Origin of the sequence: Collinsella aerofaciens, assembly GCF_902501475.1 — a bacterium.
GTDB classification, from domain to species: Bacteria; Actinomycetota; Coriobacteriia; order Coriobacteriales; family Coriobacteriaceae; genus Collinsella; species Collinsella aerofaciens_AL.
Genome location: NZ_CABWIF010000043.1, coordinates 86,394 through 107,509, shown reverse-complemented (window position 1 = coordinate 107,509; position 21,116 = coordinate 86,394). Strand labels below are relative to the sequence as shown.

11 protein-coding genes are annotated in these 21,116 nt (G+C 61.3%); 5 read left to right on the top strand and 6 right to left on the bottom strand.

Features of this window, described 5'->3' with window-relative positions; all coding sequences use genetic code 11:
• The first annotated feature begins 381 nt into the window (after positions 1 to 381).
• From gltB to GDJ93_RS07550, 5 genes are all read left to right on the top strand, one after another.
• On the top strand, positions 382 to 5,079 hold the full coding sequence (gene gltB, locus GDJ93_RS07570; RefSeq protein WP_152068331.1) for a glutamate synthase large subunit: 4,698 nt from the start codon (positions 382 to 384) through the stop codon (positions 5,077 to 5,079).
• Positions 5,080 to 5,084: 5 nt separating this feature from the next.
• Complete coding sequence (locus GDJ93_RS07565; protein ID WP_152068330.1) at positions 5,085 to 6,566, top strand: glutamate synthase subunit beta; 1,482 nt, start codon at positions 5,085 to 5,087, stop codon at positions 6,564 to 6,566.
• A gap of 415 nt (positions 6,567 to 6,981) precedes the next feature.
• Positions 6,982 to 7,689 carry a hypothetical protein gene (locus tag GDJ93_RS07560; RefSeq protein ID WP_152068329.1) on the top strand — a complete coding sequence of 236 codons (708 nt, stop codon included), beginning with the start codon at positions 6,982 to 6,984 and terminating at the stop codon, positions 7,687 to 7,689.
• Positions 7,690 to 7,970: 281 nt separating this feature from the next.
• Positions 7,971 to 9,041: a hypothetical protein gene (locus tag GDJ93_RS07555; RefSeq protein WP_152068328.1), complete on the top strand. Its 1,071-nt coding sequence runs from the start codon at positions 7,971 to 7,973 to the stop codon at positions 9,039 to 9,041.
• A gap of 296 nt (positions 9,042 to 9,337) precedes the next feature.
• Complete coding sequence (locus GDJ93_RS07550; RefSeq protein ID WP_152068327.1) at positions 9,338 to 10,708, top strand: amidohydrolase family protein; 1,371 nt, start codon at positions 9,338 to 9,340, stop codon at positions 10,706 to 10,708.
• Between the two features lie 105 nt (positions 10,709 to 10,813).
• On the opposite strand, the gene GDJ93_RS07545 is transcribed toward GDJ93_RS07550, so the two are convergent.
• The 6 genes from GDJ93_RS07545 to GDJ93_RS07520 form a co-directional block, all read right to left on the bottom strand.
• Positions 10,814 to 11,287, bottom strand: a complete 474-nt coding sequence (locus GDJ93_RS07545) for a hypothetical protein (protein ID WP_117774298.1) — start codon at positions 11,285 to 11,287, stop codon at positions 10,814 to 10,816.
• 146 nt (positions 11,288 to 11,433) lie between these two features.
• The gene (locus GDJ93_RS07540; RefSeq protein WP_226812542.1) at positions 11,434 to 11,703 is read right to left on the bottom strand and encodes a metal-sensing transcriptional repressor; all 270 of its coding nucleotides are present in this window, start codon (positions 11,701 to 11,703) and stop codon (positions 11,434 to 11,436) included.
• 138 nt (positions 11,704 to 11,841) lie between these two features.
• A complete protein-coding gene (locus GDJ93_RS07535; protein ID WP_152068326.1) occupies positions 11,842 to 12,063 on the bottom strand; it encodes a heavy-metal-associated domain-containing protein in 222 nt (73 codons plus the stop codon).
• Between the two features lie 147 nt (positions 12,064 to 12,210).
• Positions 12,211 to 14,553, bottom strand: a complete 2,343-nt coding sequence (locus tag GDJ93_RS07530) for a heavy metal translocating P-type ATPase (RefSeq protein WP_152068325.1) — start codon at positions 14,551 to 14,553, stop codon at positions 12,211 to 12,213.
• A gap of 578 nt (positions 14,554 to 15,131) precedes the next feature.
• Positions 15,132 to 18,467, bottom strand: a complete 3,336-nt coding sequence (locus GDJ93_RS07525) for a CAP domain-containing protein (RefSeq protein WP_152068324.1) — start codon at positions 18,465 to 18,467, stop codon at positions 15,132 to 15,134.
• Between the two features lie 403 nt (positions 18,468 to 18,870).
• Positions 18,871 to 20,955 (bottom strand): protein kinase domain-containing protein, encoded by a 2,085-nt coding sequence (locus tag GDJ93_RS07520; protein WP_193221490.1) that lies wholly within the window; start codon positions 20,953 to 20,955, stop codon positions 18,871 to 18,873.
• Positions 20,956 to 21,116: the final 161 nt, after the last annotated feature.

The window sequence follows — 21,116 nt, the reverse complement described above, 5'->3', positions numbered from 1 at the left end:
TAGGGATGGAAATTGGGCCTAGGTGTTACAGATCAAGACAGGAAGAAATGGTCCTATGGAATATCTCGATCTGTAACAGTTAGCTGCAAAAACCGGCCCTTCGTGTTACAGATTGAGATAAACCAAAACTGTCCTGCAGAAAATCTCAATCTGTAACATCTGAGCGCCAAAATCGGCTCCTCCTGTTACAGATTGAGATGTTTGAAGCGGTGAGTTTACAGGTCGAACTTGGGCCCTTGTTGCCGTCCTTGAGCTCGGCGGCACCCACTCGTAGGGCGTGCGTTACGCGATTGTTTCGAAACGGGCGGGAAACACAACGGGTCGGCGATGCTCCTAGTATGCCTATTCAACTGACTGTCTAATATCTAGGGGAGGATCGCGATGCAGGCAGATTCCGCTCAGCAGCAGGGCCTTTATCGCCCCGAATTCGACCACGATGCATGTGGCATCGGCGCGCTTGCCGATATCAACGGTGAGCGTCATCACCAGATTCTGGACGATGCACTGTCCATTCTGGTCAACTTGGAGCACCGCGGCGGCACCGGACTCGAGAAGAACACCGGCGACGGCGCCGGCATCCTGTTCCAGGTTCCGCATCACTTTTTCCGTAAAGAGGCTCAAAAGTGCGGCCAGATTCTGCCGGCAGAGGGCGACTATGGCGTGGCCATGCTGTTCTTCCCGCAGGACGACAAGGGCGTGGAGGATGCCCGTCGCGCGTTTGAGGAGGGCTGCGCCGAGGCCGGCGTGCCGCTGCTCTTTTGGCGCGAGGTGCCCGTCGACCCGCACGACCTGGGCGAGACAGCCCGCGCCTGCATGCCCACCATCTTGCAGGCTTTCCTGGGCCGTCCGGACGACACGCCCGCCGGCGACGCCTTCGAGCGCCGCCTGTACGTGTGCCGCCGCACCATCGAGAAGAAGGCTGACGCCGAGTTTGCCCTGCGCAACAAGATCTTCTATGTGTGCTCCATGAGCTCGCGCACCATCGTGTACAAGGGCATGCTGGTCGCCACGCAGATGCGCCGCTTCTTCATCGACCTCAACGACGCTGCCGTCAAGACGGCCGTGGCACTCGTCCACTCGCGCTACTCCACCAATACCACGCCCAGCTGGGAGCGCGCACACCCCAACCGCTATATCATCCACAACGGCGAGATCAACACCCTCAAGGGCAACGTCAACTGGATCCGCGCCCGCGAGCCCAACCTGTACAGCCCCGTGCTGCAGCACGATCTTGAGCGTGTGATGCCCATCATCAACCGCGAGGGCTCCGATTCCGCGATTCTGGACAATGTACTTGAGTTCCTGGTCATGAACGGTCGCCCGCTCACGCGTGCCGCGTCCATGTTGCTGCCCGAGCCGTGGGACCACAACGACAGCCTGAGTGAGGAGCGCCGCGCCTACGACGCTTACCAGTCCATGCTTATGGAGCCGTGGGATGGTCCGGCGGCCATCGCCTTTACCGACGGTCGCACGCTGGGTGCCGCCCTCGACCGTAACGGCCTGCGTCCCGCCCGCTACTATGTGACGCGCGACGGTCGCTTTATGCTGGCAAGCGAGGTGGGCACCATCGAGGTGCGCCCCGAGAACATCCTGACGAGCGGCTGCCTGGGACCGGGCCAGATGCTCGAGGTCGACTTTGCCCGCGGCCGCGTCATCTACAACGACGAGCTGCGCGCCCGTTACGCCAAGGAAAAGCCCTACCGTGATTGGATTGCCGAGGAGACGCTGACCGTCGACGCGCTCGATAGGCCTGCCGCGGCAACGCCTGCCGAGGACGCCGAGGTGCCCGCCGCCGTGCGCATGGCTAAGCTCGGGTATCACTGGGATGATGTTGACGAGGTCGTGCGTCCCATGGCCCAGCAGGGCAAGGCGCCACTCGCCTCGATGGGCATCGACGCACCGCTGGCCTGCCTGTCTAAGAAGACGCGTTCGTTCTTTGACTACTTCTATCAGCTGTTCGCCCAGGTCACGAACCCGCCCATCGACGCCCTTCGCGAGCATATGGTCACCTCGACCACGCTCTACCTGGGCAACCACGGCAACCTGCTCGAGGATTCCCGTACGGCCTGCCAGCTGGTGCGCTTGGAGCGTCCGTTGCTTAACGAGGAGGAGTTTGACCGCATCTGCGCCATCGACCGCGTGGGCTTTAAGACTCGCCGCTTCCGTGCCGTCTACCGCCGCGACGCCGGCGAGGGCGCACTGCAGGCTGCGCTCAAGCAGCTTGCCGAGGACGTTGAGGCTGCGGTCCGCGACGGCGTGAACATCGTGGTGTTGAGCGATCGTGCCGCTGCGGGCGAGGTGCCCGTGCCGTCGCTGCTCGCCGTGGGCTGCGTGCACAACCACCTGATCCGCGCCGGCGTGCGCACCTTTGCCGACATCGTGGTGGAGTGTGGCGACGCCGTGTCCCCGCACGACTTTGCGGCACTGGTGGGTTACTCCGCGAGCGGCATCTATCCGTACAACGCACATGCGTGCATCCGCGATCTGGCGGCACGCGACGACCTGGACGTGACGGCCGAGCAGGGTATTGCCAACTACAACAAGGCTGCGACCGCCGGCATCGTCTCCATCATGTCCAAGATGGGCATCTCCACGGTGCAGAGCTACCATTCGGCGCAGATCTTCGAGGCCGTGGGCTTTACGCCGGAGTTTGTCAACGCGTACTTCGCCGGCACGGTGAGCCGTGTGGGCGGTATGGGTGTCGAGGACGTTGAGCGCGAGCAAAACGAGCGCTACGACGCCGCGCTCGCTATCCTTAAGAGCCCGGCTCCCGATCAACTGCCCACGCTGGGCCTGACCAAGTGGCGCCCGCTTGGCGGCGAGGATCACCTGATCGACCCTCAGACCGTCTACCTGCTGCAGACCGCCTGCCGTGAGGACAGCTACGACACCTTTAAGGAGTACAGCGCCCGCCTGCACCGCACCGGTCGTGCCGTGCGCCTGCGCGACCTGCTGGACTTTAATGCCAACGGCCGCACCCCGGTGGCACTCGACGAGGTCGAGCCCGCGCTCAACATCGTCCGCCGCTTTAACACCGGCGCCATGTCGTACGGCTCCATCAGCAAGGAAGCACACGAGTGCATGGCCATCGCCATGAACCGCCTGCACGGCCGTTCCAACTCGGGCGAGGGTGGCGAGGATCCGCGTCGCGAGACCCCGCTGGCTGACGGTGACTCCAAGAACTCCGCCATCAAGCAGGTGGCAAGCGCGCGCTTTGGCGTGACGAGCCGCTACCTGTGCAGCGCCTTCGAGATTCAGATCAAGATGGCCCAGGGCGCCAAGCCCGGCGAGGGCGGCCACCTGCCCGGCAAGAAGGTCTATCCCTGGATCGCCGAGGTCCGTCAGTCCACGCCCGGCATCGGCCTGATTTCGCCCCCGCCGCACCACGATATTTACTCTATCGAGGACCTGGCAGAGCTGATCTTTGACCTTAAGAACGCCAACCCCGGCGCACGCGTGTCGGTCAAGCTGGTCAGCGAGGCCGGCGTCGGCACCATCGCCACCGGTGTGGCCAAGGGTGCCGCCGACAAGATTTTGATCAGCGGCCACAACGGCGGCTCCGGTGCTGCGGCGCGCGATTCGATCTGGCACGCCGGTCTGCCGCTGGAGCTTGGCCTTGCCGAGGCCCAGCAGACGCTGCTGCAAAACGGTCTGCGCTCACGCGTGGTGCTCGAGGCCGACGGCAAGCTCATGGACGGTACCGATGTCGCCGTTGCCTGCCTGCTGGGCGCCGAGGAGTTTGGCTTTGCGACCATGCCGCTCATCTCCATGGGCTGCCTCATGCAGCGCGACTGCCAGCAGGATACCTGCCCGGCTGGCATTGCTACGCAAAACTGCCGCCTGCGTCGCGGCTTCCGCGGCAAGCCAGAGCACGTCGAGCACTTTATGCTCTTTGTTGCCGAGCAGCTGCGCGAGGTCATGGCGAGCCTGGGCTTCCGCACCGTCGACGAGATGGTCGGCCATCCCGAGTGCTTGCGCCAGATCGAGGTCCCGGGCAACCGCAAGGCTAACCTGCTGGATCTGTCGCCCGTGCTGGCAAGCGCGACCTGTGAGTTTGGTGCCCACATCCCGGGTGCCGACGGTCGTCACTTCCTGCCGCAGATGGCTGCCGACAGCGAGCTCGACAAGACGCTCGACTCCACGTTGTTTGTGCCCTATACGGCCGATGCCCGTGCGCACCTGCGTCCGATTCGCTTCCGCGCCGATATCGCCAACGTCAACCGCTGCGTGGGCACCATCTTGGGCAACGCGGTGACCAAGGCGCATCCCGAGGGCCTGCCCGCCGGCTCCATCACCATCGATTGCGATGGTTCGGCTGGTCAGAGCTTTGGCGCCTTCCTGCCGCGCGGCATTACGCTCAACGTGTGCGGCGACGCCAACGACTACTTTGGCAAGGGCCTTTCGGGCGGCGAGGTGTCGGTGCGCCCCAACCCGCATGCGACCTACAAGTTCGACGAGAACATCATCGTGGGCAATGTTGCGTTCTTTGGCGCCACGAGCGGTCGCGGTTTCATTAACGGCTTGGCCGGCCAGCGCTTTGGCGTACGCAACTCCGGTGCCACCGTGGTGGTCGAGGGCTGCGGCAACCATGGCTGCGAGTACATGACGGGGGGTCTGGCGCTCATCCTGGGCGAGGTCGGGCAGAACTTCGCCGCCGGCATGACGGGCGGCGTGGCTTACGTCTTTGACCAGTACGGCACGCTCGATGCCCGTGTGAACCACGAGAGCGTTGAGCTTAAAGCCCCGACGGCCGGTGAGCTGGCACAGATTCGTGCGCTCATCCAGGAGCACGTGGACGCGACGCAGAGTCCGCGCGGCATCAAGCTGCTCTACAGCTTTGAGACGATGAGCAAGCACTTTGTGAAGGTCATTCCGACCGAGTACGAGCGCGTGCTGGCGATTGTCGCTGCGGGTGAGGCTGCCGGCAAGACGCATGCGCAGGCCGAGGAGCTGGCGTTTGACATCGTGACCGGTCGCGCGAGCGCTGCGGATGTCGCTCGCTTTGATGTCGCGGGCGGTGCTGCAGGCGCTGCGTCCGTGGCTGCCAGCTCTGTTGCTTCGACCAAGAAGGAGGCGTAAGTGCCATGGGTAAGCCCGGTGCTTTTCTTGATATCGATCGCGTGACCCACGAGCTCCGCCCCGTGGAGGAGCGCAGCCATGATTTTGATCCGCTGTACGTGGAGCTCGATGACGATGCACGTCGCGCTCAGGCGAGCCGCTGCATGATGTGCGGCGTGGCGTTTTGTCAGATGGGTGCGAGCTTTGGCAAGGCACGCCCGAGCGGCTGCCCGCTGCACAACCTGATTCCCGAGTGGAATGAGCTGGTGTACCGTGGCCGCTGGGACGAGGCTGCCGAGCGTCTGTCGCTTACCTCGCCCATGCCCGAGTTCACGAGTCGCGTGTGCCCGGCGCTGTGCGAGGCCGCGTGCAACCTGGGTTCGGTCGATGGCCAGCCCACGTCGATTCACGACAACGAGCGTGCGATCAGCGACCATGAGTGGGCCAACGGCGGTCCGCGTCGCTTTGAGCCGGCAGGGGAGGGCGCACCCACGGTTGCCGTGGTAGGCTCCGGTCCTGCTGGCCTGGTGGCGGCATGGGAGCTTGCGCGTCGTGGCGCTCGCGTGACGGTGTTTGAGCGCGACGACCGCCCGGGCGGTTTGCTCATGTACGGCATTCCCAACATGAAGCTCGAGAAGTCCGTGGTCGAGCGTCGCGTGGCGCTCATGCGCGAGCTGGGTATTGTGTTTGAGCTGGGTGCCGATGTGACGGACCCTGCGGTGGCAGCCAAGCTCGATGGCTTTGACGCTGTCGTGGTGGCTGCTGGTGCACGTGCGCCCCGCGGTCTTTCGGCTACGAATGTGGATGCCCCAGGCGTGGTGTATGCCGTGGACTACCTGACGGCCTCGACCGTCTCGGTGCTCGATGGCGGCGAGCCTGTCATCGATGCACGCGGCCTGGACGTCGTGGTCATTGGCGGCGGCGATACCGGTAACGACTGCGTGGGCACCGCGGTACGTCAGGGTGCGCGCAGCGTGCGCCAGTTTGAGTTCTTGCCGGCGGCGCCTGATGTGCGCGCGGCGAGCAACCCCTGGCCGCAGTGGCCCAACGTTAAGAAGACCGACTACGGCCAGCAGGAGGCTATCGCTGCGATGGGTGGCGAGATGCGTGCCTGGGGCGTGGATACGCTCGAGGTGCTGCTGGACAAGAAGGGTGCGGCTGCGGGTCTGCGCGTGGTCGATCTGGACTGGTCGGCGGGAAAGCCCGAGCGCATCGCGGGCTCCGAGCACGAGGTACCGGCGCAGCTGGTGCTCATCGCCTGCGGCTTTACGGGTCCCGAGCACGGTGTGTTCGAAGCTGTCGGCGTGCCTGTTGTCACGGCGGGTCGTCCGTTGCCCGTGATGGCTGCCGAGGGTTCTCATCTTGCGGCCCGTGTCGACGGCGTCGCCGCGGATGCCGCACCGGTGTACGTGGCCGGTGACGCCCGCAACGGCAGCTCGCTCGTGGTGAGCGCCATGGCCGATGCCCTGGCCTGCGCAGCCGAGGTCGCCGAGGCACTGGAGCTGTAAGGCGGCTGTCCACAGCTGAATCGTCAAGGGCTGTCCCCAACGGCCGGCACATAAGGAACGTCCCCAAGTGCCGGTAGCTGGGGACGTTCCTTATGTGCCGGCATTCGGGGACACTCCTTGCGGGTTTGCGACCGATTTGTCCGTTTGTCGACGCGCGAGTGTCCATTCGGCGTCTTCTTGAGCTGTGGTGCTCTGCTGTTTCTGTGGTGGCCGGGGGCGCTTGGCTCAAAAGGGCGGGTTGGCCGTCTATGTTTACCTGCGGTTTTGTTGCGGTGCGCTCATTCGGTCAAGTGTCCCGTCAAGTGTTTGGTCAGCAGTTGGTTTGCAGCCGGAGGCCTATTTTGCCCGCGCTGGTCGTGGCTGCCCACCCTCCTCGTAAGCTCAAATTGAGATCCATTAGTTTGAGGAGGATGCCGTGACTGACCACGTTTTAGACCGAGCGCATCTGGCCGAAGCCGTCGGCAACGATATTGCCGACATGGCCCATTTTTGGATGCTGCGGAAGTTTCAGTTTTTGGAGCCGGCGCGCGAGCAGTTCGAGATCATTGTCGACCCGTGGCTCGGCTATTGCACCGAGCCTTCCCAAAACGAAATCATGGCCTACAACATGGCATTTACCGATTGGCTGCTCTTCGAGCGCCCCTATCGCCATGGCAAGACGCTGCTCGAGCTGTATGTTGATGAGCCGTCGGCATCGCTTTCGCCTGCCTCGCTCAAGCGGCTCGAGCAGGTACGCGACACACAGTATTTCTCGCGCTTTGGCATTTTGGACAAGGATCCTGCGAACGGCATGGTTGCGCTGAAGGATACGCGCACCGACCGTCGCTTTGATGTCTACGACCCGCATATCGTGCAAAAGGAGCATTGGAGCGACGGCGCGATTGCGGTGCGCCTCGCCTGCGTCGACGATGTCTGGCTGACGGCGGGACAACTCTATCTGTATGACATCGCACGCCTGAGTGACACGGCGGTCGATGGGCCTGGTGCGGTGCATCCGGAGGACCTGCAGGATGGCTTTGACACCTCGTGCATCAGTTTCTTCTTGCGTCTGGTCCGCGACATCATGGGCGCCCAGGGGCGGTACGTAAAGTCGCTCAACATCTACGAGCAGGAGTGGGAGTAGGGGATGTGACTGGTGTCGCCCTGCTGCCCCTGACTTTGTCTCGATCTGTAACGTTTAGGGACAAAAAACCGGTCTACCTGTTACAGATTGAGACGAACGCTTGGGCGCCGCTGGTTTGTCTAAATCTGTAACGTTTGGGGGGCTGGAGAACGTCTAACTGTTACAGATCGAGACAAAGGTTGGACGCGGTGTCGAAAGATCTCGATCTGTAACATCTAGCGGCCAAAAATCGGTCTTCCTGTTACAGATCAAGACATTTGCCAGCGGAGGCAACAGCGGCGATGGTCCATTTGTTTGACGTGGTGGTGATGAAAGTGTCTAATACCGTTCTCAAACACAAACATGCGACTCGCAACACGTTGGCGCGGAATAGGATGCTCGCGCGGCTCACGGAGACGGCCAAGCAAGGTGCGCTGCTCGCAACGCATGACAATACCGAGCTCATGTGGCTGCGACGCCATGTTGGAACCGACGATATCGCGGAGCCCGAGCCGTACCTGTTCTGTTTTCAGCATGATTGGGATGCATTGACGTTGACGGAGCGAGCACTGAGGACTATCAAAGGGCTTGCGGAATTTCATCCCGATTGGGCGTTTTGGGGATATGACGCCGCACTGATATGGGGTCTGGAGGTGCCGAATGATCTGCTTGGGCCGCGTTTTCTTGTTAAGACGGGTTGTTCGGTGACGTTGAGCAGCGGGTGCAGGTTGTTACGTCCACAGATGGCGGGCGCGCTCGAGCGTGTTGATGGCGTGCGGGTGACGTCGTTTTGGCGCACGGTGGAGGATTGCTTGCTGCGTGCGCCGTTCTCCTACGGGTTGGCGATTGCCGATTCTGCACTGCGGGCGAAAGGCGTATCACGTGGGGATTTGTGCGAGCGCCTCCGCGTCGATTGCGAGGGCAGGCGAGGTTATCGTAGGGCACAGGTGATTGCGTCGTATGCGGACGGGCTGTCCGAAAACGGTGGCGAGTCTCGGTTCCGAGCGTTCTTTATTGCGTACGGCTTTCCGGTTCCGGAGCTGCAGGTGGAGTTTCGCGACCCGCTCGATCCGAGCCAGGTATTTCGCGTCGACTATTTTTGGCAGCTCGAGGACGGGACGTGTGTCATCGGCGAGCTCGACGGAAAGGGGAAGTACACCCTGCAGAGCGGCGAGGTCCGGGAGTCGGTCGACCCATTCGTGGCAGAACGTCAACGGGAGTCCCATCTGACAATGCTCGGGCATAAGGTGCTTCGGTTTACGTTTAACGAACTCAAAGACCCGGGGAAGCTGGTCGAGAAAATGAGGTTGGCAGGTATTCCGCGACGGCCCGATTTGGCTGAGGAGTGGAGACGTCAGTGGTATGGGCGCTGAGAGGTTTTGTCTCGATCTGTAACGTTTAGAGGTTGTTTGAGCTCGTAATTGTTATAGATCGAGACAAACCGGTGAAACGTCGACCGAATGTCTTGATCTGTAACAGCAAGGGGCCCAACAACCTTGTACCTGTTACAGATCGAGATGTTTCCCTGGTGTCGCTGGAGTGGGACTGCAACGTATTCCGTCCCCCACATCCCGCTCTTTCCTCCGTTAACCGATATGTCTGTGGCAATCGGGCTACACTGGATAATAATGGACAGATGTTCAAGTTTTCTGAGGGGGAGGAGCTCGATATGGCGTCTGCCGATCGTTCCACGTTGTTTATCAATGCGACCGTCCTGGATGGCTCGGAACATATGGAGCCGCAGCCCGATATGGCCGTGACCGTTGAGCGCGGTGTCATCACCTGGATTGGCCCGAGCGCCGTGGCGCAGGCGCCGGCGGGTGCCGAGGTCATCGACATGGGCGGTGCGTATCTCATGCCGGGTCTCATCAATATGCATGTGCATCTGTGCGGTTCGGGTAAGCCGGTTTCGGCGGGCGATGCGGGCGCGCTGATGAAAAAGCTCGATAATCCAGTGGGGCGCGCCATCGTGCGCCATATCCTCAAAGGCAGCGCCCAACAACAGCTGGCAAGTGGCGTGACCACGGTGCGCGGCGCGGGCGACCCGCTGTTTGCCGATCTTGCCGTGCGCGATGCTATCGATGCCGGCAAGTATCAAGGCCCTCGCCTGGTGGCGCCGGGAACGGGTGTCACAGTGCCGGGCGGCCATGGTGCAGGCTTGTTCGCCCAGGTGGCCAACAGTCCCGCCGAGGCAGCCGAACAGGTGCGCGACCTGTATGCGCGCGGTGCCGACGTCATTAAGCTGTTCGTAACGGGCGGTGTGTTCGATGCGACCGAGGTGGGCGAGCCGGGCGTGCTGCGTATGCCGGTGGAGGTTGCCGCGGCGGCGTGCAAGGCGGCGCACGATATGGGCCTTCCGGTCATGGCCCATGTCGAGAGTACCGAGGGTGTGAAGGCCGCGCTTGAGGCCGGCGTTGACACGATTGAGCACGGCGCTCCGTTGACGTCCGAGATTCTGGAGCTGTACCGTGGCGCCGCGGGTACACAGCTTGAGGGGCGCGCGCCGAGTGTGACCTGCACTATCAGCCCGGCGCTGCCGTTTGTATTGCTCGATCCAGAAAAGACCCATTCGACCGATACACAAAAGAAGAACGGCGACATCGTGTGCTCGGGCATCATCGAGAGCGCTCGCGCTGCACTGGAAGCTGGTGTTAGGGTGGGCCTTGGCACAGATTCGAGCTGCCCGTTCGTGACGCAGTACGACATGTGGCGTGAGGTGGCCTATTTTGCTAAGTACGTGGGTGTGAGCAACGCCTTCGCGCTGCATACGGCTACGCAGATCAATGCCGAGCTGCTGGGGCTGGGCGACGAGACCGGCACGATCGAGTGCGGTAAGGCTGCCGATATCCTGGTGACGCGCGAGAACCCGCTCGATGACCTGTGCGCACTGCGTGAGCCGACGCATGTGATGTGTCGCGGTGATCTGGTGCGCAAGCTCAAGGTGAAGCGTATTCCCGAGGTGGACGCCGAGCTCGACACGATTATGGCAATGCCGGCCGAGGCGCTGGCCGAGGAGCTCGCCCGCGACGGCGTGGCGTAAGCGCGCGATATGGCGATGTGACAAAGGGGCAATCCCTTTGTCATAATCAAAAAAGCCGAGGTCTCAGTGCGAGGCCTCGGCTTTTTATGCCCTATGGTGTTGCGGCTAGGAGCGGGTTTCCATCTTGGCGTGGCACTTGGGGCAGGTGACGCGAATCTTGCCCTTGCCCTTGGGGACGGAGAGCATCTGGCCGCAGTTGGGGCACTTGAGGTATGCCGTGGTCTTGCGACCCTTCCACATCTTCTTGGCCGTGCGCTTGGCACGCTCAAAGTCTTCCTTGCTGGTGCCGGCTGCGCGTGAGGTGCTGGCCGCTGCAGCACCGCCGCCCAAGCTGGCGACGAACTTGCCCAAGCCGGGAACATTGGCGGTCGTGGCGACAAAGGCCTCGTTCTCCTTGCGACGTGCATCGATATTTTTGGACAGGCCGCGCAGCACGCCAATCACGATTACGGCGATGGCAATCCAGCTGAGCCACTGGATGCGGGCTATCGATCCGATCATCGCGATGACGATGCCGGCAAAACCCATCACGATGGTGAGCTCATCGGCGCCATTGCGACCCTTCATAAAGTCATTCATGCAAATTGCCTTTCGTTCGATATACTGCACGCCTTTATACCCGATTTAGAGCAAGGGGGACAGGTTAATCTGCACCAAGGTGGTGCAAACATGCCTGTCCCCGGAACACCAAGACGGTGCAAAGAAGTCTGTCCCCAATGCCCCAATTACTTGGAGAGCTTGTCGACGACGCGTTCGATCTCGGCGAGCTTGGCGGCTTTGAGGTCTTCGTCGCCCGATTCGATTGCAGAAGTCACGCAGCCCTCGATATGCGCCTTGAGCACGTCGGCGTTAATGCGTGCGAGGAGCGCCTGTGTGGCCATGAGCTGCGTGGAAATATCGACGCAGTAGCGGTCCTCCTCGACCATCCGCAAGATGCCGTCGATCTGGCCGCGTGCCGTCTTGAGCATGCGGGTCACCGATTTGTGGTCTGCCATCATGGCGGGTCCTCGTTTCTGGTCGATCTTCCGGATGCCCCCGTCAGTTGCGGTGAAATACGGACTGTTTAAAGGCCTAGGGCGGCTCAACAGTCCGTATTTCACCGCAACTTCTGAGGATTGAGTAGGCAGCGACTGCTATGCGGCGGTCACCGAAAGGGCGTGGAACTTCTCGCCGGCGCCCTCGACGGCGGCAGTGAGCTGTTCAGCGGTCACGGTGTCGGCGCACTCCACCTGTACGGTCTGAGTCTCGTGATCGGCATCGGCGTCGGTCACGCCGGCAACGTTGAGCAGCGCCGTCTCGACGGTGGCGTCGCAATGGCCGCACATGAGGCCGGAAGTCTTGATTGTGTAACGCATGGGTATTCCTCCCTGTTGTGTCGGCTTTCCCAGGCACCCGACCTTGACCTTCAAGCCGTCGCTCGCGTACCAAAGTACGCGTCGCTCCTCTTTCAGGTCAATCTCGGGCACCTGGAAAACCCGTTCTAAATGGACTTAATGGTGAGCTTATTTTGCCACTTTTGGCTTAAAGGATTTTAAGCGCAGCGCATTGCTTACGACGCAGACACTCGACAGGCTCATGGCCGCGGCGCCAAACATCGGCGAGAGTTGCCAACCGGTGAGGGGGAAGAACACGCCCGCCGCCAGCGGAATGCCGATGCCGTTGTAGAACAGCGCCCAGAACAGGTCCTGCTTGATGTTGCGAATTGTGGCGCGCGACAGCTCGATGGCGCGGGCGACGTCCATGAGGTCGCTGCGCATGAGTACCACGTCGGCGCCCTCCTTGGCGATGTCGGCGCCGGTGCCGATAGCAAGGCCTACGTCGGCGCGCGCCAGGGCGGGGGAGTCGTTGATGCCGTCGCCTACCATGGCGACCTTGCCGCCCACATCCTGCAGCTCGCGGACGTGGCGCTCCTTGTCGGCAGGGAGGACGTCGGCGATGACCTGCTCGCTGCTCAGTCCCACGCGGCGGGCGATGGCCTCGGCCGTCACGCGGTTGTCGCCGGTGAGCATGCGCACGTCGATGCCGAGCTTGCGGAGCGCGGCGATGGCCTCGGCGCTCGTCTCCTTGACCTCGTCAGCCGCGGCGATGGTGCCGGCAAGCTCGCTGTTCTTGGCAAAGAACAGCGGCGTCTTGCCTTCGGCGGCAAATTGCTCGGCAAGACCCGCGGGCACGGTAACGCCCAGCTCGTTCATCAGGCGCACGTTACCAGCGGCAATGGCGTTTTGCCCTTCGCGCGCCGTAACGCCTCGTCCGGGCACGGCGGCAAAGTCCTCGACCATGCGCGCGACGATCCCGCGCGTCTCGCACTCGGCCATAATCGCCTCGGCCAGCGGGTGCTCGCTTGAGCGCTCCAACGCGGCGGCAAGCTTGAGCAGCGCCTTTTCGCTCATAACAGGCGAGCCGTCAGTGCGCGTGGCTACCACGATATCGGTCACGGCAGGCTTGCCGCGGGTGACCGTGCCCGTCTTATCGAGCACCACAGTGCCCACGCTGCGCAGGTTCTCCAGTGCCTCGGCGCTCTTAAACAGAATGCCCATCTCGGCGCCCTTGCCGGTGCCCACCATAATGGCGACGGGCGTTGCCAGGCCCAATGCACACGGACAGCTGATCACCAGTACGGCCACGGCGGAGGTGAGCGCCTCGTTCATACTGCCGGTCAGCGCCATCCACGCCACAAAGGTCACGGCCGAGATCGCAAACACCACGGGCACGAACACGCCGGCGACCTTGTCGGCCAGGCGGGCGATGGGCGCCTTGGTGGCATTGGCGTCCTCGACAAGCTTGATGATCTTGGCGAGCGACGTGTCGGCACCCACGCGTGTGGCGCGGAAGGTAAACGAGCCGGTGCGGTTGACGGTGGCGGCGTTGACGGTATCGCCGGCGGTCTTTTCCACGGGGATGGACTCGCCGGTGAGCGCGCTCTCGTCCACGGCCGAGCTGCCCTCGAGCACCACGCCATCGACGGGGATGGACTCGCCGGGGCGCACGCGCAGGACCTGGCCGGGAAGGATGCTGTCGACGTCGACGGTGGTGTCGCTGCCGTCCTCTGCCACGACGGTCGCGGTCTTGGGCGCCAGGTCGATCAGCGCCTCGATGGCGCCGCCGGTTTTGGACTTGCTGCGCGTCTCGAGGTATTTGCCCACGGTGACGAGCGACAGGATCGTGCCGGCGCTCTCAAAATACAGGTTGTCCATGCTTGTCATCATTGCCTCGTGCACCTGACCTGTGGCCAGCTGGTCGGCCATGATGAACATGGCGTAGAGCGACCAGGCGATGGAGGCGGTGGCGCCCACGGCAATAAGGGCGTCCATGGTGGGCGCGCCATGCGCGAGCGATTTAAACCCGTTTATAAAGTACGCGTCGTTGACATAGACGATGGGGATGAGCAGGACGAGCTCGGTGAGGGCGAGCGTCATGCTGTGGATATGGTCGGTGAAAATGCCGGGCAGCGGCCAGCCGAGCATGTGTCCCATGCCTATGTAGAACAGTGGGATGAGGAATACGATCGAGACGATGAGACGAGTGCGCATGGCAGAGGCGGCGGCCTCCAACTTTTTGGTCGGCGACTCCATATGGGCGGCGCCGGACCTGGCTTGCGTGCTGCCGTTTGAGCCGGCGGCACCGGTACCCGCATCGACGGGCGAGGCCGAGTAGCCCGCACGGTCGACGGCGGTGCAGATATCGGCGGGGGAGACCTGCGCGGGGTCGTAGTCGACCATCATGGAACCGGCGAGTAGGTTGACCGCGACGCTTTGGACGCCGTCGAGTTTGCTTACGGCGCGGTCCACGTGCGCCTGGCAGGCGGCACATGTCATGCCGCCCACGTCGAACTTATCTTGAGCCATGGCTTCTCCTTTCTGTGGTTCGGTGTTGGAATTGTTAACCTGCCGATACTATACACCCATACCCCCTGGGGGTGTCTAGTAATAGTTGGAATGTATGACTTTTCATTACAGATGAGGGTGGCTGCTCAATCGGTGACCGTCCCAACCAATCATCTCGATCTGTAACATCTGGACCGGTTTTTGAACCATAGTTGTTACAGATCAAGACAAACAGTTGGCAGAAAACTCAATGTCTCAATCTGTAACATCTAGCAGGGGAAATGACCTCTAACTGTTACAGATCAAGACATAGAAATCGGCCGAAAACTAACGTCTCGATCTGTAACAACTAGACCCCGTTTTACCGAGTAACTGTTACAGATCAAGACAAACCATTCGAGGGTAACCCGAACGTCTCGATCTGTAACAGTAAGACCGATGTTTGGGTCTTAGTTGTTACAGATCGAGACAATCTCGGAGCAGATGCTCCGGGCATACAACGTAAAACGCCGGGGCGCCCGCGTGATGGGCGCCCCGGCGCATGTTGGGCAGGGTTTGCGAAGCGGTGGGAGGGAGGAGAAGCCGTCCTCCCGAAATCCTTACTCCTGACGACGCTTCTTGTCAGTCAGAAAGACGCCGGCGGCTACGAGCACGACACCTCCGATGACAAACGTCTCACCGGCGAGCGCGGCATTGTCGCCTGTGGTGGGAAGTGCCGAGTTGGCGGCCGTCTGGGCGTTGCCGGCAGACGGCTTTCCAGCAACCGGCTTAGCGGCAGCCTGCGTGATCTTGGCCTGCTCGGCCTTCGCCGCCTCTTGTTCCTGGCGGGCGATCTCGTCCTTCAGGGCTTGCTCGGCGGCTACGCGTTTTGCCTTCGCCTCGTTGTAGGCATTGAGCGCTGCGGTGTAGGCGGGCGTCGCAGCATCAAGGTCTGCCTGAGCGGCATCAAGTGCGGCCTTTGCGTTATGTTCTGCCTGCTTGGCGGCGACGCACTTGGCAAAGAGGGCATTGAGCGTATCGTTCGCGTTTGCGTCAGAGCCAGTAGCAATGCCGTTTTCGACGTTGATGGACTTGAGCTTTCCGAGGGTAGCGACAGCGGCATCCGATGCGGCCTGAGAATTCTCGACCGCCTGCTCGGCGTTCGCGATGGCATCATTTGCCGCACCAAGGGCGACTCCGGCCTCGGTAATTGCTGCGTCGGCGTCCTGCTTGGCCGCCTCGGCGGTGGCAAGATTATTGGCCGCGTTACTCAGGGCGTCGGCATGGGCCTTCTTTGAGGCAAAGTCGTTATCCGCTGCGGTCAAATCGCCTGCGGCGTGCTCCGCGTTCGCCGCCTTGGCCTCAGCGTTGTCCTTCGCGGTGTCGAGGGCTTGCTTCTTGGCGGTCTCGTCGAGCTTCGCCTTTTTGAGAGCGCTCTGGGCAGACGTCTGGGCTGCCGTGGCTTCATCAAGCGCCTGATGGGCCTCGTCGGCTTTCTCCTGAGCCGCAGCAACATCGGCTGAATACTTGGCAAGTTCCTTCTTTGCATCTTGCAGAGTCTGCTGCTTTACGAGAGTCTCTGCCTTGGCGTCATCAACCTTCTTCTGACTCTGAGTGGCTTGCTCTTGCGATGCCTTAAGCTCGGCGTGCTTCTGGTTGACGACCTGCTCTGCGGTCGCCACGTTGCTTTGGGCGGCTTTGACCTGGTCTTCGGCTTCGGCAACTTTTCCGTTTGCCTTGGCGAGATTCTGCTTTGCTAGGGCAACAGCGGCGGCGGCACTTGCTACGCTGTCGTTCTTGGCGGCAAGGTCGCTATTCGCGGCAACAATGCCTTCCTGCTTTTGAGCGACGAGGGTTTCAGCTGCCTTTACGGCATCGGCTTTCGATGCCGCTGTGCTGCGCTTTTGCTCAAGGTCCGTCTTTGCGGCGGCGAGCTTTTCGCTGGCTTTGGAGAGGCTCAGCTGATACTGATCAAAGAGATTCTCGAGTTCATCGATCGAGTATTCTTTCTCGTACGAACCGTAATTGTCGTCGATCTCCAAGACGAACACATACGGCCAAAGGGTTCCGCGCGAGTTGATGCCGTATCCCATGGTTTTGGCGTTAGGTTGTACGATATTCAAATAATGGCCGATGGTGCCAAAGTCTGCCCCGTGCTTTTCGAATTCGGTTTTGTGGCTCCAGAAAGTATCCCAAGCATCTTTGGGGGCAACGTTGCCAAGGCCGGCTTTCGCTGCAGCCTCGTCAAATATCCCCTTTTCATCATCGACCCATTGGTGCGCGATGTTTTCTTTAGTACTGAAGTTCCAAGCGGCATTTTCACAAATGGCGTAATCTGAGTGACCTAGCGTTTTGTCAGAGTAATTGGAGTCGGATTGAGCGATTGCCATTTGCTCGGCCGTCACCCTAAGCTCACTCAATCCAACGCTTGCACGGTATTCGTTAATCTCGCGCAGCTTGTTAAACGATAGCTTGGCGTTGTCGAGTGACGTGCCGTCTTTTTTATCGCCAATGGTCGTCGGGTTTTTATCGCTCTGCCTATAGATGGTGTTTGCAGCGTCGTTGGCACCGATGAACTGGTAGAAGCCGATGACGCTCTGCGCCTCCGCCGTCGTTGCCTTATCGGTTGCTGCCTTGCACGTATCGTATGCTTTCTGTGCATCGACAACGGCTTGATCGGCGGCCGCCTGGTTTGCCTTGGCAGTTTCGAGCGCCTTATCTGCCTGCTCCTTCTCGGCTTTTGCCTGGTCGACTTGTTTCTGAGCGGCCATTGCCTTCTCCAGTTCGGCAGCATGTGCCTGCTTTGCCGAGGTCAACTCCGATTGCGCCGCATCGGCTTTCGTCTGGGCTGCCGTTACATCATTTTCGGCTGCTGCGACTGTCTGCTTCTTGGCTTCGAGCTCGCTTTCGGCACCGGTGAGGGCATCCTGTCTGGATTCAACGTCGCTATTTGCCTGAGAAAGGCCTGCTTCGGCAGTCGCCTGCTGCTTTTTCGCCTGGTCGAGTGCGCTTTGGGCAGCATCGACCTTTGCCTGGGCGGCGTCATACTCCGGGCCCTCGGCGCCTGCCTTTGCGGCCGCCAAATCGGCTTGTGCGCTGTCATACGCTGTCTGTGCCGCGACTACCTTACCATCCGCGGCGTTCTTTTCCTGCTGAGCGGAAGCCAGCGTGCCTGCCGCTTCGTCGTAAGCGCTCTGCGCGGCGCTCTGAGCCTGCTGGGCATCGGCGAGCGCGGAATCGGCAGTGGCCTTCGCAGCCTTTGCTTGGTTCAGAGCGGCCTGCGCATCTGCGGCAGCCTGCTCGGCGACCTTGATTTCCTCCGGCGTTGCGTTGGCGGCTGCCTTCTGGGCTGCCTCGAGCTTGGCCTGCGCATCAGCTGCCGCTTGCTTTGCGGCATCAAGGACCTTCGACTTGTCCTCGGCGTCGGTCTTGGCTGTATCGAGCTTTCCCTGGGCATCCTTCAGCGTGGCACTGGCGCTGTCGGCCGCCTTGACGCTTTCATCGAGCTGGCGAGCATATTCGGCACGCGCGGCGGCCTCTGCCTGCGAATTATCGGAGACGGAGGCGTCATAGGTGCTTTGTGCGTTATCGCGGGCCGCCTGCTTTTCGGTATAGGGAGCAGCCACCGTGTCGTAGTCGGATTTGGCGTCTGCCTCGGCAGCCTTTGCGGCGTCGATAGCAGCCTGCAAGTCGGCAATCTTCTGGGCGTCTGCCTTTACTGCGGAGCCTGCCGCCTCGCCGGCGTGGACAGCAAGCGGGGACATGATCGCGTCCTGTGCCGTGGTAACACTCGCATCATTGGCAAATGCCGAGAACGGCGCGAGCAGCGACGAGCCGGTCATAGCGATGGTGGTTGCCGCGGTGACGGCGAGTCGTGTTGCCTTGTGGCCCGAGAATGTGGGGCGAGGCTCGTCGCCGCTTGAGACTTCCAAGTGTTTAGGTGCGTACTTTGCCATTTCTTCTCCCAATCGTTGAAGGGGTACCTATGACAATTCGTACGTTACGACCGCCGAAAGGGTTTCTGTTGCGCAACATTGGCAAGGAAATATCGACACACTTGAGTCATATATTATGAGGCGAAGTTCTCGGCAAGCTAATGTCTCGATCCGTAACATCTAGCACCAAATATGACCTCTAACTGTTACTGATCGAGACAGACCGTTCGCGGTCAACTCAAATGTCTCAATCTGTAACATCTAGAGAGGTTTTTAACCCCTTACTGTTACAGATTGAGATGTTGTCTCGCGGGGCTGGGGTTTTGTCTCGATCTGTAACAACTAGACCGGTTTTTGGGTTCTAACTGTTACAGATCAAGACAATTGCCGGGGAGGGGTCCCGTCACGGCAAGACGCCCGCTCTCTAGATACAGAATCCGGGGATCACACAGGTTCGTTTGTTTGGCTTGTCCGCAGGCGTTGCGTACGTAAAGACGTCGCCGTCGTGGCCCACACGGTTTATGTAGAGCGTGCCTTCGGTCTCCGATGAGTCGGGGCTCACCGTGCGCTCCCACCAGCAGGTGTCCTTGCCCTTCCACTGGCGGACCATCGTCTCGTTCGTGGAATACGGGCTCACCTTGAGCTCGCGGAAGAGCTGATACTCCTTGCCCTCGCCGTTGTAGATGTCAGCAAGGTAGTGATAGTCCTCGACAAACGAATCGGGCGGTTGCGCGCCGCACAGCTCGACCATGGCGGGCAGCCAAAGGGTTGCGGGCAACTCGCTCAGGCACGATGCGCTGTTGGCGGCGCCCACATTGTTCGAGACCTTCTTGACCCCTTTAATGAGTGCGCGCAACTCGTTGGGCAGCAGCTTAAGGCCGTCGCCGTTGAGCCATTCCCGCAGCTCGCAATCTGCCCAGCCGGCGCTCGGCGGTTCAGCCGCAGCGTTGCGCTCGGCAATACCCGCATCGAACATAAACGTTAGTCCGGCCTTGCCCGTCCCGTCCAGAAGCTCATCGTGGCGGATGCCCACAAGCTGCGCGCCAACCTGCAGCCCGTTGGTGAGCGTGACACGCTTGGTACACGGATAGGGGATATGCCCATCGGCATCGAGCAGATGATAGCGCTTGGCAATCTCGCGTGCCTCGCTACGGGCCTCGGCGGCCTTAATCTTGAGCGAAATCTCCTGCAGCTGATCCCAGGTGTAGTCGTCAAGTGAACCGCGGATGCCGTCCAGGTAGTCGGGGATGCCAAAGCCATGGGTTGCCGCCCCGATAACGCTGAGCCCCGCAACGGCTGCGATAGCGCCGCCGATAATAAAGCGGCGGCGGGTCATGGCATCGTGACGGGCCTGATTCAGGATCTCTCGTGCGCGCTCGCCGGCGACGTCGACCTTAAGGTACGTACCGGAGTCGATGTCGATTGCGGCGTCACTGCCCGCGCCCTCGCGGCCCTCGGATTCGGCATCGGTGAGGTATGCCGAGAGCACCTCGAGCATCTGCTGCTCGGTGGGACGATCGCACTGCTCGACTGAGAGACCCTTCATGATGATTTGGACGAGCGCTTCATCGCCCTCGCAGCGCGGCTCGAGCGGTGCCGGCTTGGTCTTGGTCTTTACGAGATAGAACGAGCCGGTTGCAGCGGCGTCCGTCGACTCAAAGTCAAACGGTTTGCGACCGCTGTAGAGCTGGTACAGAATGCTCGAAAGCGCATAGACGTCGATTGCCGGCGAACGGCGAAGGGCCGCGATGCCTTCGATATCCTGCGTGAGCATCTCGGGCGCGGCGTATGCGGGCGTGGCAAAGCGCCAGATGTCGGCGCGCCGGGTGATCGTGTCGTCGCCGAGAGCCATGGTCGCGGAGCCCATGTCGATGAGGCAGGGGTCAAAGGAGCAATCGGCAATCTGCTGCTCGAGCGTTCGGCTGGTGGTGCGGAACATGATATTGGCAGGCGAAAGGTCGCGATGGACGACCGGATTCACGAGGCCTTGGGTCATCAAGAGCGCACGAAGCACGGCGTTTCCGACGGCGGCGACCATCTGGGTGGTCAGCCCGCCCGAGGCGTCGTGAGGAAGCAGGGGCAGCGCCTGCTTGAGTGAGGTGCCCTCGACCCACTCCATGAGGATGAGCGGGTCATCCTCGCACGATCCGTAGCCATAGACGCGCGGAAATCCGCGCAGGTGCGAAACGGTACACAGATGACGGTATTCCTCGAACAGCGCAGCGGTGTTGGCCAGGTGAGCGGCCGATTGCTCGGCGGAGCGGTCGGGGGCTTGGCCGGAAAGGATGGCGTTGTCCTTGAGTAGCTTGACGGCAAAGACCTCGCCGCTCGTGTTGGCCGCGCGCAGCACGTGCCCGATGTTGCCGTTGTTGCGGTGGGCCGTCTGGAGAATAAGCGTCATAAACCGACGCTTGGCGTCGTCCTCGGCGCTGGGGTCGACCGCCACGGCGGTGTCGAACGTATCGAGACGGATGAGTTTGTCGCCATAGGCGCTATCGGTAGTATCCATGGCGTTCCTTTGTCTGGCATGGGTTGCCGCGCGTACACGTGAGCAGCGCGGATATCGGTAAAGTACCATGATAGCCGCACTGCTCACGTGTACCGCTGAGTATTGTCGTTTACGACGCAGAAGGTAGAAGACGAAAGACGGACGGCGACCGTCTTTTGATC

Excerpts from the sequence above, each read along its gene's own strand:
- gltB (WP_152068331.1), top strand. The coding sequence starts at position 382 with ATGCAGGCAGATTCCGCTCAGCAGCAGGGCCTTTATCGCCCCGAATTC.
- GDJ93_RS07565 (WP_152068330.1), top strand. The coding sequence starts at position 5,085 with ATGGGTAAGCCCGGTGCTTTTCTTGATATCGATCGCGTGACCCACGAG.
- GDJ93_RS07555 (WP_152068328.1), top strand. The coding sequence starts at position 7,971 with ATGGTCCATTTGTTTGACGTGGTGGTGATGAAAGTGTCTAATACCGTT.
- GDJ93_RS07550 (WP_152068327.1), top strand. The coding sequence starts at position 9,338 with ATGGCGTCTGCCGATCGTTCCACGTTGTTTATCAATGCGACCGTCCTG.
- GDJ93_RS07545 (WP_117774298.1), bottom strand. The coding sequence starts at position 11,287 with ATGAATGACTTTATGAAGGGTCGCAATGGCGCCGATGAGCTCACCATC.
- GDJ93_RS07540 (WP_226812542.1), bottom strand. The coding sequence starts at position 11,703 with ATGGCAGACCACAAATCGGTGACCCGCATGCTCAAGACGGCACGCGGC.
- GDJ93_RS07535 (WP_152068326.1), bottom strand. The coding sequence starts at position 12,063 with ATGCGTTACACAATCAAGACTTCCGGCCTCATGTGCGGCCATTGCGAC.
- GDJ93_RS07530 (WP_152068325.1), bottom strand. The coding sequence starts at position 14,553 with ATGGCTCAAGATAAGTTCGACGTGGGCGGCATGACATGTGCCGCCTGC.
- GDJ93_RS07525 (WP_152068324.1), bottom strand. The coding sequence starts at position 18,467 with ATGGCAAAGTACGCACCTAAACACTTGGAAGTCTCAAGCGGCGACGAG.
- GDJ93_RS07520 (WP_193221490.1), bottom strand. The coding sequence starts at position 20,955 with ATGGATACTACCGATAGCGCCTATGGCGACAAACTCATCCGTCTCGAT.